12 protein-coding genes are annotated in these 17,048 nt (G+C 39.3%); 9 read left to right on the top strand and 3 right to left on the bottom strand.

The window, feature by feature from the left end:
* Genes rng through tldD form a run of 4 tightly spaced genes read left to right on the top strand, consistent with a single transcriptional unit; the run spans position 1 to position 7,602 of the window.
* The gene (gene rng / locus H5092_RS12755; protein WP_002958405.1) at positions 1-1,473 is read left to right on the top strand and encodes a ribonuclease G; all 1,473 of its coding nucleotides are present in this window, start codon (positions 1-3) and stop codon (positions 1,471-1,473) included.
* On the top strand, positions 1,473-5,330 hold the full coding sequence (locus H5092_RS12760) for a YhdP family protein (RefSeq protein ID WP_182733632.1): 3,858 nt from the start codon (positions 1,473-1,475) through the stop codon (positions 5,328-5,330). Before rng ends, H5092_RS12760 begins: the two co-directional genes overlap by 1 nt.
* Positions 5,327-6,166, top strand: coding sequence for a carbon-nitrogen hydrolase family protein (locus tag H5092_RS12765; protein ID WP_182724176.1), 840 nt, complete (start codon positions 5,327-5,329; stop codon positions 6,164-6,166). The genes H5092_RS12760 and H5092_RS12765 overlap by 4 nt, the downstream gene beginning before the upstream one ends.
* Positions 6,163-7,602 carry a metalloprotease TldD gene (gene tldD / locus H5092_RS12770; RefSeq protein WP_024597409.1) on the top strand — a complete coding sequence of 480 codons (1,440 nt, stop codon included), beginning with the start codon at positions 6,163-6,165 and terminating at the stop codon, positions 7,600-7,602. The genes H5092_RS12765 and tldD overlap by 4 nt, the downstream gene beginning before the upstream one ends.
* Before the next feature lie 153 nt (positions 7,603-7,755).
* On the opposite strand, the gene H5092_RS12775 is transcribed toward tldD, so the two are convergent.
* From H5092_RS12775 to gorA, 3 genes are all read right to left on the bottom strand, one after another.
* Positions 7,756-8,592 carry a mechanosensitive ion channel family protein gene (locus H5092_RS12775; RefSeq protein WP_024597410.1) on the bottom strand — a complete coding sequence of 279 codons (837 nt, stop codon included), beginning with the start codon at positions 8,590-8,592 and terminating at the stop codon, positions 7,756-7,758.
* A 108-nt stretch (positions 8,593-8,700) separates the two neighbouring features.
* Entirely contained in the window at positions 8,701-9,333 is a 633-nt protein-coding gene (locus H5092_RS12780) for a hypothetical protein (RefSeq protein ID WP_182733633.1), read from the bottom strand.
* A gap of 265 nt (positions 9,334-9,598) precedes the next feature.
* Positions 9,599-10,960, bottom strand: coding sequence for a glutathione-disulfide reductase (gene gorA, locus H5092_RS12785; RefSeq protein ID WP_166378410.1), 1,362 nt, complete (start codon positions 10,958-10,960; stop codon positions 9,599-9,601).
* A 78-nt stretch (positions 10,961-11,038) separates the two neighbouring features.
* On the opposite strand from gorA, the gene H5092_RS12790 reads away from it, so the two are divergent.
* From H5092_RS12790 to trmJ, 5 genes are all read left to right on the top strand, one after another.
* Positions 11,039-11,713, top strand: coding sequence for a DUF2461 domain-containing protein (locus H5092_RS12790; RefSeq protein ID WP_182733634.1), 675 nt, complete (start codon positions 11,039-11,041; stop codon positions 11,711-11,713).
* A gap of 86 nt (positions 11,714-11,799) precedes the next feature.
* A complete protein-coding gene (prlC, locus tag H5092_RS12795; protein WP_165723954.1) occupies positions 11,800-13,839 on the top strand; it encodes an oligopeptidase A in 2,040 nt (679 codons plus the stop codon).
* Positions 13,840-13,978: 139 nt separating this feature from the next.
* Entirely contained in the window at positions 13,979-15,157 is a 1,179-nt protein-coding gene (locus tag H5092_RS12800; protein WP_002958415.1) for a response regulator transcription factor, read from the top strand.
* A gap of 57 nt (positions 15,158-15,214) precedes the next feature.
* Positions 15,215-15,970: a class I SAM-dependent methyltransferase gene (locus tag H5092_RS12805; protein ID WP_182694804.1), complete on the top strand. Its 756-nt coding sequence runs from the start codon at positions 15,215-15,217 to the stop codon at positions 15,968-15,970.
* A gap of 157 nt (positions 15,971-16,127) precedes the next feature.
* Entirely contained in the window at positions 16,128-16,853 is a 726-nt protein-coding gene (gene trmJ / locus H5092_RS12810; protein ID WP_002958423.1) for a tRNA (cytosine(32)/uridine(32)-2'-O)-methyltransferase TrmJ, read from the top strand.
* Positions 16,854-17,048: the final 195 nt, after the last annotated feature.

Below are 17,048 nucleotides of genomic sequence, written 5' to 3' on the forward strand. Positions count from 1 at the left end.
ATGAGTACAGAATTACTGATCAATGTCACACCGAGCGAAAGCCGTGTTGCCCTAATAGAAAACGGTGTACTGCAAGAAATACAGCTAGAGCGAATCGGTAATCTAGGTATTGTAGGCAATATTTACTTAGGAAAAATAAGCCGTGTACTTCCGGGTATGCAGGCTGCTTTTGTTGATATCGGCCTTGAAAAAGCTGCATTTTTGCATGCATCCGATATTGTAAATAGTGCCTCTATTGTTGAAGGCGTAGACGACGTACCAATAAAAAAAGTACAAGATATTAGAGAGTTAGTTCGTCAAGGCCAATACATTATGGTGCAAGTGGTAAAAGATCCGCTAGGCACTAAAGGCGCAAGGCTCACCACTGATATAACTATTCCTTCTCGCTATTTAGTGTTTATGCCTGATGCGACCCATGTAGGGGTTAGTCAGCGTATTGAAACTGAAGAAGAGCGCTCACGTCTTAAAAAAATAGTCGCAGAATATGGCGATGAAAATGGCAGCTTTATTGTACGTACAGCAGCCGAAGGTGCTAGCGAAGCTGAATTACGACACGATGCTGGCTTTTTAAGAAAATTATGGGAAAAAATAACATCACGTCGTAGAAAAACGAGTAAAGCTAGTATCCTACATGAAGATTTAACGCTTGCCTTTAGAACCCTGCGTGACTACGTAGGCGAAGATATGGAGCGCATTCGCGTTGACTCTAAACTCAGCTATGAAGAACTAAAGTTATTTACAGAAGAGTTTGTTCCACAGCTTTCTCAAGTGCTTGAATACTACCCAGGCGAGCGACCTATATTTGATTTGTTTGACGTTGAAAACGAAATTCAAAAAGCACTACATCGTAAAGTCACACTAAAATCGGGTGGTTATATAATTATTGACCAAACAGAAGCAATGACGACTGTTGATGTTAATACAGGTGCATTTGTAGGGCATCGTAATTTAGAAGAAACAATTTTTAATACCAACGTAGAAGCAACCTCTGCAATTGCTCGCCAGCTTAGGCTGCGTAACTTAGGCGGTATTATCATTATCGACTTTATCGATATGGTAAGTGAGGATCATAAAAGGCGGGTGCTTCATTCACTTGAATCAGCCCTTGCAAAAGATCGCACTAAAACGAATATTAATGGGCTTTCAGCGCTTGGCCTTGTTGAAATGACGCGTAAACGTACACGCGAAAGCTTAGAGCATATTTTATGTGATGTATGCCCAGCATGTTCCGGTCGTGGTTCACAAAAAACAGTTGAAACGGTTTGCTACGAAATACTACGTGAAATAGTGCGTGTTAACCGAGCATACGCAGCAGACAAGTTTATGGTGTATGCAGCGCCGGCTGTAAGTGAGGCCCTACTAAACGATGAGTATCATAACCTTGCTGAGCTTGAACTATTTATTGGTAAGCAAGTCAATATTCAAACCGAGAGCTTATACAGCCAAGAACAGTTTGATGTGGTAATGATGTAATGAAAGCAAAAGCGGTCTGTTTTTTTTGTTTTAGAAAGTTATGGCAGACCTGCGCCATAATTTTGGTATTACTGGCCGTTATTGTTTCAATTTTAAAATATACCCTCCCGTATGCAAACGAGTACAAAGGTGACATAGAAAGCTATTTACACGAAAAGTTTGAAATAAGCTTATCTATTGGCGAAATATCAGCTAGTTGGCAGGGCAGTGGTCCTGCATTAGTGCTAGAAAATTTATCGTTTAAAGATAACGAAACCGCGCCAATATCACTCACCATTGCTAAAACCAGCTTAGAGCTAAATCTATGGGAAAGCTTAAAAGCACTACAACTTAGATCTAATTATTTTGTTATTAATGGTTTTCATACCAGTGTAAATATCACCAACTTATTTAAAACCGGTGATAACGACGAAGTTTCTTTTGAGCAAAAAGAGCTAATTGAAGAACTGTTTTTGGGTAAAACGGGTCATTTTGCAATAGAAAATTCCAGTATTAACTTTATTTTAGAAGATGGTAAAGAACGTAAATTACTTCTTCAAAACATTGTTTGGCAAAATGAAGATGAGCAGCACCTTGGTAGTGGAAGCCTAGCACTGCCGGGTATTTCGGTCGGAGACTTTGACGCGCGCATAGCACTTACCGGAGATACTCTAGAGCAGGTTGCGGGCGACATCTATGTGCAGGCTAATAAGGTCGATGTATCTAACTGGTTAGCGCAATATATAAATACGCAAAAGCAGCAACTGCATAGCGATATTAATTTACAAGCATGGCTAAAACTAGATAAAGGTTTTGTAAGCGATGTGAAAATGCAGTGGTTACCAAGCTTTGTACGCTGGCAGCGAGAAGAGCAAAGCCACCAAGTTAGTTTGAGTGAAGGTGGATTCCATCTATATCCAGAACAAAATAGCTGGCACTTAAAAAGCACCGGTTTAACATTTAATAGTAACGATAAAGCATGGCCAAGTTTAGAGTTTGAAGCCCAACTAGGGCTGCAAAATAAAGTGTGGCTGCATCAAGTTGATTTTGAATTACTGAGTAATCTAGCCGGGCTAAGTAATTTTAATGCACTTGAACCATTTTTAGAACGCCAACCTAGTGGGCAAATAGATCAAGCTTATTTAAGTTTTTCTAATGAACAGCAATGGCAGTTATGGTTTGAGGCTAACAATATTGGCTGGCAAGAATTAAGATCGGTACCAGCAGCGCAAGGGCTTAGAGTAAATGGTTTACTTACCCAAAGTACTGGTCGAATAAATTTATTTGGCGAAAGTGGCACATTAGCCACAGGCGAAAGCTTTAGTAACGACATAAATTATAATCAGCTAAATGTAGAGCTAGATTTAGCTAAGCGAGATGATGGCTGGCATATAAGTAGTGACAATATCTGGTTTGATAATGATGAAGTTACTCTTGCTGCAGAATTACAAATTAGTCTAACAGATGATCCTCGATTAGATCTTTACGCAGAAGCATTCGCTCCAGATGCCAATATTGCAGATCATTACTTCCCATTAAAAGCGATGAGCCCTGAACTTGTTAGCTATTTAAATGATGCAATTAAAGGCGGAGAAGTATCTAAAGCACAGGTCTTATTTGCAGGGCCTTTGTCTGGTTTCCCATTTACTGATGGTAGTGGTCAGTTTGATGTATTAGCACAAATAGACAATGCAACCTATGAGTTTGACCCTGATTGGCCTGCGGTCACTAATGCTAATGTGCAGCTACATTTTGCTAATGAGCGGATGGACATATATAGCCAGCAAGGCAAGTTGGTTAATTTAGATATTGGTAATAGTGTACAGGTGAGCATTGCAGATTTAATAAATGCTGATGAACTTATTGTGCAAATTGATAAAAAAGCAGAGATGGAAAAGTTACATGACTTTTTTGCAGCGACACCTATTGCCAAACCTCTTGCTGAAATTTTTAAAGTTGTACAGGGCAAAGGCGAAGCCGATGCCAGTATTGAGCTTTTAGTAGGCTCTAAGTTTAAAGGCGGAGCCAGTGTTAGCGGCAAAGTTAATTTAAATGACTTGCCAGTATTTATAGCAACGCCAGGCATTGAGCTTAAAAACTTAACTGGCGAGCTTAATTTTAAAAACGACAACATCACACTTAAAAATGCGACTGCGAAGTGGTTGGGCATGCCGCTAAATATTAATTACAGCAGCAAAAGTGATGCTAAAAATTACCAAGCAAACATAGATATAAACGCCAAAATTGACGCCGATACACTAATTGATAGTGGACAAGGTATATTAAAAAATTATTTAAGCGGGCAAAGCGATGTTGATATTGGTTTAGTACTTAATTTTACCGAACAAGGCTTTAATTATCGTGCACAGGTAAACTCAGAACTACTTGGCTTAACGAGTAACTTACCCGCACCTTATAATAAAAATAGCGAACAAGCGTGGGCACTTGATGCAGTAGTTCAAGGTGATGATATTTCTAATCTCATTACAGCAAACGCTAATCAACAGTTTTACTTTAATGCTATTTTAGAAAATGGAAAATCACAGTTTAGTAATGCCCATTTTGTGCTCGGAAAACAAGATTTAGGATTAAACCAAAAAGACTTAAGCGTAAATATAAATCTTGAGCAGAGTGAATTAGTGCCTTGGTTTGATCTGATTGATCAAATAATTAAAGCAGGTAAATCAAACCCAGATAAAGAATCAAAAGGGATTATGCCACCGCTTAATGAGGTGGTCGCAAATATAGGTATGCTTGATGCAAGTAACATCATCTTTAATGATTTTGAAATGCGTTTAGCACCATCAAAAGACGATTTATACCTAAAGCTAAATGCTAAAGAACTTAGAGCTGGGGTTTTTATTCCTACATCACAGCCTAGCCAGCCTATACGAATTAATGCCGATTACTTAAGGCTTAATTTTGCACAGCCTAGCGAGCAATTAATTGAAATAACAGATGTACTTCCTGAGGAAGACTTGAGCTGGCTTACTAAAATACCTGCCATTGAGTTTGAATGTAGTGACTGCAAAATTGATCGCTATCAGCTTGATAAAGTGAGTGCGTCATTATTAGGTGATGGCGAGCGCTTATCGATATCAGAACTTGTAATCGATAAAGGAGATCATGTACTGCGCACTAAAGGGCAGTGGCAAAATGGTTTAACAACGCTAAGTGGTGAGCTTAAAAGTGATGATATAGGCGCATTGTTTGGCGAGTTTGATATTACCTCTGCAATTAAGGACTCTAAAGCTGATCTAAATTATGATCTTACTTGGCAAGCAGCACCTTATGATTTTGATGTGAAAACTTTAAGTGGTGAGGTTACTTGGGATTTAGGGGAAGGTCACTTAACTGAAATAAGTGATGGTGGTGCACGCGTATTTTCGCTGTTGAGCCTTGATTCACTCGTACGCAAACTGAAACTTGATTTTAGAGATGTATTTTCAAAGGGCTTTTTTTATAACAGCATGCAAGGCTCTATGCAGTTAGAAAACGGTATCGCTTACACTAAAGATACTAAAATGGATGGTGTGCCTGCCGATTTAACTATTAAAGGCTACGCAAACTTAAATACGCTAGATATAGATTACGACCTTGCTGTAGCGCCACAAGTAACCTCAAGCATTCCGGTTATAGTTGCGTGGATGGTTAATCCAGTAACAGGGCTTGCTGCTTTAGCACTTGATAAAGTTATTCATTCTGCGCGCGTCATCTCAGAGATCAATTTTAAAGTAACGGGTAAAATGAACGATCCTATTGTTCAAGAACTCGACAGAAAAAGTCGTGAAGTTACACTACCTCAAGCTGCGCAAAATCAGCCACAAGCATCAGTCGATTTAAAACTTAAAGATGCACAAGTAACAGTAACGCAATGAACAAAACAGCAAGCATAAGCACACCCGCAATAGTTGCCCTACAAATGTGTTCAGGGCTAAGCCCTGATGAGAACATAACAAGCTTAAAGCGCGCACTTAAAACTCTGCCAGCAACAAGGCCATTACTTGTTTGCTTGCCTGAGGCTTTTTTAGTGTTTAGTAAAACTGGTAACGATACGTTACGTGTTGCTAAGCAAGTTGAGCAATACAAATTACAACTTAGTGAATTGTGCCAACACCATAATATTTGGTTAAATGCAGGCACAATGCCTGAGCCATTTAACGAACATAAGTATTACGCAGCATCGCACTTATATAATAATCAAGGCGAGCTGGTTGCAACGTATAACAAAATACATTTATTTGATGTAACCGTAGATGATAAAACAGGTAGCTATCGAGAGTCAGATTTTACCCAAGCAGGTCGCGATGTAGTGGTTGTTGATTCTCCCTTTGGTAAAATTGGCTTAACAGTATGTTATGATCTGCGCTTTAGTGGCTTATTTAACGAACTAGTACGCCAAGGCGCCAATATTATTTTAGTACCCAGTGCATTTACAGTCCCTACAGGGCAAGCGCATTGGCAACCGCTATTAGCAGCTCGCGCAATAGAAACACAATGTTATGTAGTTGCAGCAGCTCAGTACGGTACACATGAAAATGGCCGACAAACATATGGCCACAGTATTATTATTTCGCCTTGGGGCAATACCCTGAGTGAATTGCCAACAGGCACCGGTTTTATAAGCTGCAACGCAGATTTAGACCAGTTACAAAAAATTAGACGAGATATGCCCGTGCAGTCTCATCAACGATTTAGAGAGCATTTATTATGAATTCGGTTGAACAGCATTTACTACAAGACAGCCAGCTAAATAGAGAAGAGCTCGAAAAAACGCTCGCTTACATACATCAGCATAAAGTGGATTACGCCGATTTATATTTTCAATCAAGCCACCACGAATCATGGGTGCTTGAAGACGGCTTAGTTAAAGAAGGCTCTTATAACGTTGAACGTGGCGTTGGTGTACGTGCTGTAAGCGGCGAAAAAACAGGTTTTTCTTACTCTGATGCAATAAATCTTGAAGCACTTAATAAGGCGGCTACAGCGGCTCGTAGCATTGCAGATGCTGGCGAAGATAGAGCGATTAAAGTATTTAGTGATGTTAAAGCTAAAGAGCAGTTTGCAGCGCATCAGCCAATTTCGAGTATGAGCGATACCGACAAGGTGAGTTTATTACGCGAACTTGAAAACTATATTCGTGAACTAGCACCCGATGCAGAGCAAGTAATTAGCTCAATGTCAGCGGTATACGAAGAAGTATTAATCGCAGCTAGTGACGGTACGTTTGCCACCGATATTCGCCCGCTTATTCGTTTAAACTGCTCAGTGCTGCTTGAAAAAAATGGTCGCCGTGAACGCGGTGGCGCAGGTGGTGGTGCACGTTTAGATTATGGTTACTTTAAAGAGCTTGTTGATGGTAAACCACGTTGGATGGAATTTGCAGAAGAAGCGGTACGCCAAGCTAAAGTAAACCTTGAAGCTATTGATGCACCTGCCGGCACGATGGAAGTTGTACTTGGTAATGGTTGGCCTGGCGTGCTTTTACACGAAGCAGTAGGGCATGGACTTGAAGGCGACTTTAACCGCAAAGGCGCGTCTGCGTTTAGTGGTAAAGTGGGCCAAAAAGTAGCATCTGAGCTGTGTACTGTTGTTGATGATGGCACCATGGCCGATCGCCGTGGGTCACTTAATGTTGATGATGAAGGCACACCAGCCGCTTACAACGTACTTATCGAAAACGGTATTTTAAAAGGCTATATGCAAGATAAGCTAAACGCGCGTTTAATGGGTGTAAATCCTACCGGTAACGCACGTCGTGAGTCTTATGCGCATTTACCAATGCCTCGCATGACTAACACCTACATGTTAGGTGGTGAGCACAGCCAAGCCGATATTATCAGCTCAGTTAAAAAAGGGGTATTCGCGCCTAACTTTGGCGGCGGACAAGTTGATATAACCTCAGGTAAGTTTGTATTTAGTGCATCAGAAGCGTATTTAATCGAAAATGGTAAAATTACCCAACCAATTAAAGGCGCAACGCTTATTGGTAATGGACCAGAAGTAATGCAGCAAATATCTATGGTTGGTAACGACTTAGCACTTGATAAAGGTGTTGGTGTTTGTGGTAAAGATGGTCAAAGCGTACCGGTAGGCGTAGGCCAACCAAGCCTTAAGATTGATCAGTTAACGGTCGGTGGTACAGCTTAAATATTACTCAAGCGCGAAGTGAATTCGTACCTACATGCTTGATGTTTATTGTAGGTGAGGTTTTATACCTCGCTTTTTAAATACAGACTTAGAAATAGAGCGCGAAATAAATTCGCACCTACGATTTGTATTTTTACTTTGTGTAGGCGAGGTTTATGCCTCTCCTTCACCTTCTTTATTTTTTTCAGCCTCTTTGTACCATAACGCAAAAAAGCACTCTGTTAATTTGTGCTCTATCTCCAGCGCTTTTTCTGTCGGGCAAAACAAGGTAAAGCTTGCTTTAAATTCACCTAAATCGGTTGTACCAAAGTGAATTACCGGCTCTGGGCCAGATATTTTTGCATCAAGTTTACGCTCAATCATCGAATTATAACGGCTTGCTACTTCTTGAAACTCTTCGCAGTACAGTTTAGCTTGCTCAGTGAGTGTGTCGTGAATAGGGTACGGGTTAAAGCTCTCTCTTCGGACAATAATAAAATGATGTGTAACAAAGCGTTTTACAAAGTTTAAGTTTTTAATAGAGCTGGTAATCAGCTTGTTATTAGGTATGTATATGGTTTTTCTAGAAAATTGATAAGTATGTATATCAATTTCATGCATGGTTGTTTTTATCCAATCCGTTTCAGCTACTTCACCAAAGTAATCACCAACTTGTATCCAATCACCCACTCTAAACGGGCGAGTTGTTACGAGGTAAAAAAAGCCTATTACACACTGAATAAACTCACGCGTTGCAAGTACAATCGCCACGGCAAAAGCAGCAATAGAAAGTGCAAAGTTTTGAATTTCAGTAGACCACACAAATAGCAGCGATATCATCATTACAAAATTAATAAAGTGCTTAATATTGTGTGCGATGTAACGGATGTCTTTTTCTTTTTTTTCTGCGCGACTTTTAGCAAGCTTATCAACAAGCACTTTTAGTACAAATGCAATTGTGATCATTACAATTGAAAGAAGAAACGGATGCAGCAATATATCTTTAGTCATGGTATCCAATTAAATGTGAGTTGATAAAAACAGGCTCAGTATATTGATTTATTAAACCAATTAGCAAATTTAGTGTAAAAAAAGTAACCAATAAAAAATGTAGCTATGTTATTGAGTTACTTGATCAGTGCAATGCTTGTGATTTTTAGCCATTCTTTTTCGGCATATGAGTACAAGCTCAATGGCTGAAATAAAAATCAAAGTATAGCCAAGCGTTTCTATACCTTCTTCAACAATGTTTTTTACCGCACGTACATAGTCATCACCCATTACTGAATGCCAAAATGCGCCTTTGCCCATCATTCGCGAAAATGCGAGTAAAGTAACCATGCCTGATAAGCAAATTCCATAACTAGGAGTGAGGCTATAGGCTTTTAAAGAGTTAAAAATACTTCCTCTGTTTGTTATTAAATAAACAAACACGCCAGCTAAAATTGAATAGACGATACTTTGCCAAGCGCTATCAAAAAAGTATAGGTCGAGGTAGGTATCAAACTCTCTCACAAACATCATTGCCGATAACGCAGCTAGTAATACAGCCGGTATTTTGAGTTGAAAGTTAATTCGCGAAGCGTAAAAAAATAAAATACAGCTTAAAAAAGTTAAAACATCTTGCATATGTTCGGTAAGAGTTTCTTCACTGTAAAGTGCATCCTGTTTTAATTCAAACCCTTCAAGTTGAATTAAATGAGCAACACCCGCTAGGCATAATAAATAAATAAAAGATCGCAGTAAAAACATAAATAACCAAGAAAAACTATAAATGCGCGGGATTCTAATCGTTAAAATGCTTTAAAGCCAAAACAAAATTTAAACTTTTAACCTTTTTATCGGTCTAAAATTTTTGCTGTTAAAATAATGGCTTAGATGTTTTTTTAATGTTGAATGGATGTTTTTAATGTGACGTTTTAAGTGGTTTGTTGTGCAAAATATAACAAGCATTAAAAAAGCCCTTACTAATTACTTAACAAGGGCTTTTTATAATTGAGCGCTTAGAGTTTAGCGTCTAGCGCATAGTAACAAACTCTTCAGAACCTGTTGGGTGAATCGCAACAACGGCATCAAAGTTAGCTTTAGTAGCGCCCATTTTCATGGCAACTGCAAAACCTTGAATCATTTCATCAACCGCAAAACCAATACCATGTAGGCCAACTACTTTTTCGTCTGGGCCGGCACATACAAGCTTCATTTTACAAGGTTGGCGATGTTTAGTTACCGCTGTGTACATAGCTGTAAAACCAGATTGGTAAATCTTAACGTTTTCTTCGCCGTATTGAGAAATAGCTTCTTGTTCAGTAAGGCCAATAGTACCAATTGGTGGGTGACTAAATACAACAGTAGGAACTAGGCTGTAATCCATTTTTAAATCATCAGGTAGTTCTTTATTAAATAAGCGTTCTGATAAAGTACGCCCTGCTTTAACTGCTACAGGCGTAAGTTCAATACCGTTTTCGATAATATCGCCAACCGCGTATACATTTTTAGCTGTGGTATTTTGAAACTCATCAACTTTAACAAAACCATCGCTGTTAACTTCTACGCCTGCAGCAGCTACATTAATTGCATCTGTTGTTGGCTGGCGGCCAATGGCCCAAATTACTTGGTCAACGTTATGAGTTTTACCATTATCTAAATGTAGCGTTACAGAGCCATCATCTTCTTTAACTAATTTATGAGGTACAGATTCTGTATGAAGAGTAGGGCCTTCGGCAGCCATAACATCAACAAGGGTTTCAACTATGTATGGGTCAAAGTTACGAAGTGGAGAATGCTTACGAACAAATAAATGTGTTTCAGTACCTAAACCATGTAATACACCAGCAAGCTCAACGGCTATGTAGCCTGCGCCTATTACTGCAACGCGCTTAGGTTGCTCTTTTAGCTCAAAAAAGCCATTTGAATCGATACCGTGTTCAGCACCTTCAATATGCGGAATGCTTGGGCGTCCACCTACTGCAATTAATATATGGTCGGCTGTGTAGTGCTTGCCGTTTACTTCAACTGTTTTATTATCTACAAATTTAGCAAAGCCTTTAATTACAGTAACGCCATTGCTAGCAAGGCCACTGTCATAACCTTTATGAATTCGACCTATGTAGGCTTCACGGCTTTCTACTAACTTGCTCCAATCAAAGCCTTTAACTTCAACATTAAAGCCGTAATCTGGGGCATATAAATTAATTGCTTCAGCAACCTGAGCACCGTGCCACATTACTTTTTTAGGTACACAGCCCACGTTTACACACGTGCCGCCCATGTGTTTTGCTTCTATAAGTGCTACTTTAGCGCCACGCATTGCCGCTCTATTTGCAGAGGCAATACCACCACTGCCACCACCGATTGCAATATAATCAAAGTGTTGTGTCATTTTATGTCCTTAGGCGTTGAGTTTTATGCGCATTAGCATAACATTAAGTTTTAAAAATAAAGAGTGTTTAGGTGACCTATGTTTAGTAAAAAAACATTCGAATTTCTTGCTCAGCTTGATCAAAACAATAATAGAGACTGGTTTAATGACCATAAATCACAGTATGAGGAATACGTAAGAGAGCCCGCTTTAGATTTCATTAGGCAAATGCAAGCACCACTTGCTGAGGTTTCTAGCCATTTTGTCGCATCAGATAAAAAAGTCGGCGGTAGTTTAATGAGAATCCATAAAGACGCGCGTTTTAGTAAAGGTAAAACCCCATATAAAATTAATGTAGGAATTCAATTTCGCCATTTTATGGGAAAAGACGTACACGCCCCTGGTTTTTATTTTCACTTAGCAAATGACGAATGTTTTGTAGGTGCTGGTATTTGGCGACCAGAATCAAAGGCGCTTAATGCCATTAGAACCTGCATAGATGAAAACCCAAATAGCTATAAAAAAGCAATTTATGATGAGCAATTTAAATCTATATTTGAAATGTCAGGAGAGTCGCTAAAACGCCCACCAAGGGGTTTTGAAAAAGATCATCCCTTAATAGATGAGCTCAAACGAAAAGACTTTATAGCCATTAGCCCACTTACTCAAAAGCAAATATGCAGTAATAACCTAGTTGATACGGTACTAGAACGTTATAAAGTGGCCGACTCATTAATGGGTTATTTGTGTTTTGCTTTAGAGCAACCTTATTAAAATTAAACAACTTAAAAGCGGCTGAGTTGTTTTTTTACTTTTAGACCCAATTTAAAACGTAATGCATTAACGCAAAGAGAGTATTTATGAGCAACCCACTAATTGGCCTTGAAGGCTTACCACCATTTTCAAAAATAAAGCCTGAGTACGTAGTACCAGCACTAAAAGACGGTATTGAGCTTTGTCGTAAAGCCATTGATGACGTGCTAGCGAAAGGTTCGTACACGTGGGATGACTTAGTATTACCCCTTGAAGAAGCCGACGACAAATTATCGCGTATGTTCTCCCCTGTATCGCATTTAAATTCAGTAATGAATAACGACGAATTACGTGAAGCTTACGAGCAGTGCTTACCGTTAATATCTGAATATTCAACATTTGTAGGTCAGCACCAAGGTTTATACAACGCGTATAATACGCTTTATAACAGCGACGAATTTAAAACGCTGACTACAGCACAACAAAAAACAATTACTAATGCGCTTCGTGATTTTAAATTATCGGGTATTGCATTAGCGCCAAAGCAGCAAAAACGCTACGGCGAAATTAGCGCGCGTTTATCAGAACTAGCCTCAAAATTTGGCAACAACGTAATGGATGCCACACTTGCTTGGCACAAACATATTACTGATGAAAGCGACTTAGCTGGCTTGCCAGAATCTGCTTTAGCGCTTGCAGCTGATACTGCAAAAAGTAAAGAGTTAGACGGTTGGGTATTTACCCTTGATTTCCCGTCGTATTTACCAATTATGACCTATGCAGATAACCGCGAACTTCGCAGAGAAACTTACACCGCGTTTTCTACGCGCGCATCAGATCAAGGCCCTAACGCTGGTGAATTTGATAACTCAGAGATTATGAGTGAGGAGCTTGCGCTTCGCCATGAACTTGCACAGTTACTAGGATTTAACAGCTACGCTGAAAAGTCATTGGCAACTAAAATGGCCGAAACACCGGCGCAAGTATTCTCGTTTTTAGAAGACCTAGCGGCTAAATCAAAACCACAAGCAGAACAAGAAGTGGCAGAGTTAAAAGCCTATGCTGAGCAAAAACATGGTATTTCTGAATTACAGGCATGGGATTTTGGTTACTATAGCGAAAAACTTAAGCAAGAAAAATACGCTATTTCAGATGAAGTATTACGTCCTTACTTCCCTGCAAATAAAGTATTAAGTGGCTTATTCGAAACCGTTAACCGCTTATTTGGTATTAGCGTAAAAGAAGTTACTGACTTTGATACTTACCACAAAGATGTACATTTTTTTGAAATTGTAGATAGCAGCAATACCTTACGTGGACGTTTTTATCTCGATTTATATGCACGCGACCGTAAACGCGGTGGTGCGTGGATGGACGACTGTATGGGCCGTAAAGTACGTGCTAATGGCGAACTACAAACTCCAGTGGCTTATTTAGTGTGTAACTTTAATAAAGCGGTTGGCGATAAACCTGCATTGTTTACCCATGACGAAGTGACAACCTTATTCCACGAGTTTGGTCATGGTATTCACCACATGCTTACACAAGTTGATGCTGCCCCTGTTGCGGGTATTAATGGTGTAGCGTGGGATGCGGTAGAGCTTCCTAGTCAGTTTTTAGAAAACTGGTGTTATGAAGAAGAAGCATTGAGCTTTATTTCAGGTCATTATGAAACGGGCGAGCCGTTACCTAAAGAGCTACTTGATAAGCTACTAGCGGCTAAAAACTACAACTCAGGCATGCAAATGCTGCGTCAAATTGAGTTCTCGTTATTCGACTTTAAAATCCACAATGATTATAAAGCGGGTGAAGAGTGTCAAATTCAAGCAGTACTTGATGACGTACGCAGCCGTACCTCGGTCGTTAAGCCTCCTGAGTTTAACCGTTTTCAGCATGGCTTTAGCCACATTTTTGCAGGCGGTTACAGCGCTGGTTATTACTCGTATAAATGGGCTGAAGTACTCTCTGCTGATGCTTATTCTAAATTTGAAGAAGAAGGTATTTTTAACCCGCAAACCGGTCAAGCCTTCATGCAAAATATTTTAGAAAAAGGCGGCAGTGAAGAGCCAATGGAATTATTTAAAAAGTTCCGTGGTCGTGAGCCTAATGTTGACGCGTTACTACGCCACAGCGGTATTGCAGCTTAAAAACTAATATTTAGCACAAACTAAATTAAAGCGCCTAAATGGCGCTTTTTTATTATTTGTAAATTATTATCTAATAATTTTTAGTAATTTCATCCTGTCGTACTATGCTTTTAGCACACCTATTAAAATGGATTAAGGCATGGCAAAGTTGGTATTAGCAATTGATGACGACAAATATGTTCATCATATAATTGAAGAGTCTTTAGCAGGGTTTTGTAAAATAATTCATGCAAAAGATGGCGATGAAGGATTAAGGCTAACCAATAAATATAACCCTGATATTATTTTACTCGATATTGAAATGCCAGGTATGTCAGGCTATGACGTATGTAAAGCGATAAAGCACAGTGAAAGCACTCAAGATATTCCCGTTATGTTTCTCTCATCTAAAATAGAGTTAAGCGATCGGGTAAAAGGTTATAGTGTTGGCGCATCTGATTACATCACTAAGCCCTTTAACGCAGAAGAGTTAATAGCGCGTATAAAAGTGCTTTACGAATATCGACAGCAATGTGCAAAGCTAAAATTGGATATAGCAAAAGCGAATAAAACAGCGGAAATAGCGATGACAGAGTCGGGCGATATGGGCCGTATAATGCGCTACGTTGGACAAAGCTATCACGCTAATAACTTTCAATCGTTGAGTGAACACTTTTTTGCCTTTTTTGCTCCTTTAAATTTAGATGTTGTGGTTGTGTTTTGGTATCAAGGAACAGGTGTTTTTTACAGCCAGCAAAGTGGTGTTTGCCCGTTAGAGCAAGAGCTGCTGGAGCAACACAGACAAGCTCAACGATTTGTTGATATTGGTAGTAGTACTATAATTAATTACCCCAAAGTATCCCTTTTAATAAAAAATATGCCAGTTGATAACGATGCTTTGTACGGGCGCTATAAAGATCTGTTCCCGCATATATTAGAAGTAACCAACGAGAAGGTTATTACCATGGAAAGAAGCGAAAGCAGTTATGAGCAGGCAGCTCAAATAAGTACAGCCCTTCAAGATATTGTTAAGCAGTTAACTACACAAAATATAGAGCAAAACAAAAGTACTAAAGTGTTTATAGAGCAGCTACATGAGCTTGACTGCGCCATTAAGCTACAACAAACACAAGCAAATCCTGCCGATCTCACTTTATATATATCTCAATTAGATCAAACAATGCAGTTATTTGTATCGGCTAATAGCGATTTAGCCTTTATCAAATATCAGCTTAAACAAGTTGCCGAAAGCCGCAATGAACTTATATCTAATTTACGCACTAAAGCGGAAGCCGCAAAGGTCAATACGAATCATCACAGTGATATAGAGCTATTTTAGTGCTTTAAAGTAAAGCGGTTGATATACTACAGGCGTATTTTATCGTCGGAGTTTATTGTGGTTATTCAGTGTGCTTTTAAAGAGTTACGTCCTTATTTAAATGAATTAGAAACACGCTTTGGTTTAGCCCAATGGGCGCAAAATTGCTGTGGCTTTAGCTTACATTACGATGATAAAGGATTAAGCCTATTTAAAACCGATGAGCCTAAACTAGGTGCAATTAACGTTGATTTTGTAACCGGTGCTGCCGCCCATAGGCGCAAGTTTGGCGGTGGTAAAGGGCAAGCTATTGCCAAAGCAGTTGGCTTAAATAAAGGTGCAACGCCTGTTGTACTTGATGCTACCGCAGGCCTTGGGCGAGACGGCTTTGTACTTGCCTCGCTAGGGTGCAAAGTTATATTACATGAACGTCATCCGGTTGTTGCAGCCCTTTTATACGATGGGTTAAAGCGAGCTTATAGCGATATTGAAATTGGTGTGTGGATGAAAGAAAACATGAGCCTAATATTTGGCTCAAGCCATACCTTGCTCTCTCAGTGCGAAAGCATGCCCGATGTTGTTTATTTAGATCCCATGTTTCCGCATCGCGAAAAATCAGCATTAGTTAAAAAAGAAATGCGCGTATTTCAAGAGCTAGTTGGTGCAGACAACGACGCAGACGACCTACTTGATTTTGCCTATCCACTTGCCAGTAAGCGTGTCGTTGTAAAACGCCCCGATTACGCGCCATTCTTAAACGAAAAAACCCCAAGTATGCAAATCAAAACCAAAAAGAACCGTTTTGATGTTTATGTAAAGGCGGCAATGGTTTAAACATCAAAACAAATTGGTGGTATATCCCTAGAATTTACCCATGTAAGAATCGTTATATTGGCTTGGATCTTAGGATCTAGCCTTGTGAATCTAGGATCTTATTACATTTTCATGTTAGAATTTGCGCAATTTTTTGGCATAGCAAAGTAGCACAGTAATGATCTTAGATGATATTCGCATTGTTTTAGTTAACACGTCACATTCCGGCAATATTGGTTCGGCGGCTCGCGCCATGAAAACCATGGGTTTATCAAAACTTTATTTAGTTGATCCTGCTTGCGAAATAGACAGCCAAGCAAGTGCATTAGCTGCAGGCGCAACTGATGTTTTAGGCAATGCAGTTATTGTAGGTACTGTTGAAGAAGCTATCGCTGACTGTACATTAACGATTGGCACAAGTGCGCGTTCTCGTACGCTTTCGTGGCCAATGGTTGAACCACGTGAATGTGGTGAAAAACTCGTTGCTGAAGCGGTAAATGGCCCTGTAGCGCTAGTATTTGGTCGTGAAAACAGTGGCTTAACTAATGAAGAGTTACAGCTTTGTAATTACCACGTATGTATTCCTGCTAATCCAGAATACAGCTCGCTTAATTTAGCTATGGCCGTACAAACACTTAGTTACGAAACACGCATGGCGTTTTTAAATCAACAACCTAAAAAGGTTGAAGAAGACGATGCAGTTTACCCAAGCTCAAAACAAACAGAACTGTTTTATGAGCACCTTGAAGAGACGCTTTTCAAAACCGGTTTTATTATCAAACAGCACCCTGGGTTAGTTATGACTAAATTACGTCGTTTATTTAACCGAGCTCACCCTGAAGATGCCGAAATGAATATTTTACGCGGTATTCTCACTTCAATTAATAAGTCTATCCCTAAGTAACTTAGGTATAGCTATTAGTTATAAAAACCAATGGGTAAATAACTAGCTAATACTTGACTAAAATACTCAGGTAATTACAATGGCTGTAATACTTGACCAAAGAGGTCAAGTATTGAAAGTTTGTTAACTCTACAATTTAAAAAGTAAGAGTTTATAAATCAAATTTTTATCAAGTGATAATACTTGACTAATTTA

The sequence above is a fragment of the Pseudoalteromonas sp. SR41-7 genome (assembly GCF_014163935.1).
In the GTDB taxonomy this organism is placed as follows: domain Bacteria; phylum Pseudomonadota; class Gammaproteobacteria; order Enterobacterales; family Alteromonadaceae; genus Pseudoalteromonas; species Pseudoalteromonas distincta.

Excerpts from the sequence above, each read along its gene's own strand:
- rng (WP_002958405.1), top strand. The coding sequence starts at position 1 with ATGAGTACAGAATTACTGATCAATGTCACACCGAGCGAAAGCCGTGTT.
- H5092_RS12760 (WP_182733632.1), top strand. The coding sequence starts at position 1,473 with ATGAAAGCAAAAGCGGTCTGTTTTTTTTGTTTTAGAAAGTTATGGCAG.
- H5092_RS12765 (WP_182724176.1), top strand. The coding sequence starts at position 5,327 with ATGAACAAAACAGCAAGCATAAGCACACCCGCAATAGTTGCCCTACAA.
- tldD (WP_024597409.1), top strand. The coding sequence starts at position 6,163 with ATGAATTCGGTTGAACAGCATTTACTACAAGACAGCCAGCTAAATAGA.
- H5092_RS12775 (WP_024597410.1), bottom strand. The coding sequence starts at position 8,592 with ATGACTAAAGATATATTGCTGCATCCGTTTCTTCTTTCAATTGTAATG.
- H5092_RS12780 (WP_182733633.1), bottom strand. The coding sequence starts at position 9,333 with ATGTTTTTACTGCGATCTTTTATTTATTTATTATGCCTAGCGGGTGTT.
- gorA (WP_166378410.1), bottom strand. The coding sequence starts at position 10,960 with ATGACACAACACTTTGATTATATTGCAATCGGTGGTGGCAGTGGTGGT.
- H5092_RS12790 (WP_182733634.1), top strand. The coding sequence starts at position 11,039 with ATGTTTAGTAAAAAAACATTCGAATTTCTTGCTCAGCTTGATCAAAAC.
- prlC (WP_165723954.1), top strand. The coding sequence starts at position 11,800 with ATGAGCAACCCACTAATTGGCCTTGAAGGCTTACCACCATTTTCAAAA.
- H5092_RS12800 (WP_002958415.1), top strand. The coding sequence starts at position 13,979 with ATGGCAAAGTTGGTATTAGCAATTGATGACGACAAATATGTTCATCAT.
- trmJ (WP_002958423.1), top strand. The coding sequence starts at position 16,128 with ATGATCTTAGATGATATTCGCATTGTTTTAGTTAACACGTCACATTCC.